The sequence below is a fragment of the Pseudomaricurvus sp. ABR4_320 genome, from assembly GCF_056159445.1.
Map to the genome: position 1 here is coordinate 1 of NZ_JBSWVF010000061.1, position 1,710 is coordinate 1,710.

Annotated in this window: 1 protein-coding gene; it reads right to left on the reverse strand. The window is 56.0% G+C overall.

Features of this window, described 5'->3' with window-relative positions; genetic code table 11:
* Positions 1–1,610: hypothetical protein (locus ACXAFR_RS27320; RefSeq protein WP_475183322.1), on the reverse strand; the 1,610-nt coding region annotated here is incomplete at its 3' end.
* Between the last annotated feature and the right edge of the window lie 100 nt (positions 1,611–1,710).

Genomic DNA, 1,710 nt, shown 5'->3' on the forward strand with positions numbered 1-1,710 from the left:
AGTAACTGCAACGCGGCACCAAAGTCTTTCTCTGCGGCTGCGGAGTAAGCGAGAGAGGCATTTTTGGTGTAGGTTTCCACCGTTTTCAGCGTGTTTGCAACACTGGCGGCCCCCATTCCATTGGCCAATTTCCCCGCGGAACCGGCGATGCTGGCCACCGCCCCCAGCACCATGGCGAAGGATTTGTTTTTAATCCCCTGGTAGAGCATGTACACGCCCTGCACCACATCAACAACCAGCACCGCCAGCTGCACGATCGGAATCGGGATAAACCGTAGGACCATCATAATGGCTTGGAACACTTTACTCTGTAGGATGGTGCCTATCGCTTGGAGAGTGGCGTCTTTGACTTCGTGAAAGCCTTCTTTGACCTTATCGAAATCCAAGGTCATCATCCCGACCATCATGGTAAGGCTGCCCATGGCAATACTCATGGCCGATTTAAACATCGACCCAACAAAGTCCGCGACGCTGCCCACAAGTTTTTTAAAGGCGCCAGTGACTTTTTTGAAGGCTTTCTTTATACCGCTAAAAAAGCCGTATTCAACAGCGACCTCGCGGCCGTCCACCATGATCACGCCGTGATCGTTCTCCGCTCGTAGGCTGGCTAATTGCGCCGCACTTAGCGTGTCGCCATGCAGTAAGGAAGAGAAGATATCCCCTTCGTCACCGGCCGCGTCCTGGGTGTTGAGCTTGGCATCCAGGGCGTGCCCCACTTCTTCCGTCAGAATGCGCTCAGCCTTTACGGGATCATTGATTAACAATTCGCGGCTGAGCAGGATCGTGTTGTCTTCCTGAACGTAGGCCCCCAAGCCGATGCCGCCCGCTTGCTGGCCACTTTGATCCACCAGTTGATTGCCATCCACCAAGCGGATACTGGGCATCCACGAGAAGTCTCCCTTTAGCGCCTGTTGCCGCAGGGCTTCGGCCTGGGCTTTATCGTAGCTGTCGCCAAAGGACTGCTTTAACAGCGCGTGGAAAGCCTCTGGGTCTTGAGCGCTGTCCGCAAAGCGTTGCTGAAATTCTTGGGTGATGCGATTGAGTTGCACCGCTTCCGCAAGGGTACGGACACCGGCAGTATCCGTTGATCCAAGTCCGGCCGTTTGGCTGGGTGCGGGTTGGATTGACGGGGTAGAAACCGGAAGGGTATCGGACGGGACGGCGGTCTTGTTGATCGTCGTCGGTTTCAGTTGCGCCAGTGACGCTCCGGGAATAAAGGCCTTCTGCAGAGGTTCTGATCCCGCCGTCGTCAGAGGCTGGCTCATCGAATTGAGGCCGGGAGTTTGTGCCTCCCCTTGAGGTTGAGCGCCTGTCTGACCAAACAGTTGTCGGCTGTGCTGTTGGCCGAGCAGGGACTGCAAATCGTGTCGAAGGTTATGAGCATCCATGGGGTGCTCTAACAACTCAGCCACCTCGCCGTAGAGCTGTTGGCCGGCACTGAAATCTTGCAACGTTCGCTGATGGATCACCCGCGCAATGGCGCCGGTATTGGCTCGACCATCGGCCAATCGATTGTCGGCCAAAAGTCCTTCTGAATCGCTCAGTGCGCTGGATAACGCCTGAGAGGTAGACGAAGTGGTGAGTCGAACGCCGATACCCGGTGTGCTCATCGAAATACTCCCGTGGAGGTTGAGTGTTACGTTGAGCACTGTAGGCGAGGCAAGCCCACTAAGGTATTGGGGCTAGCCCGCACTAGGGTTACCCCGAGGG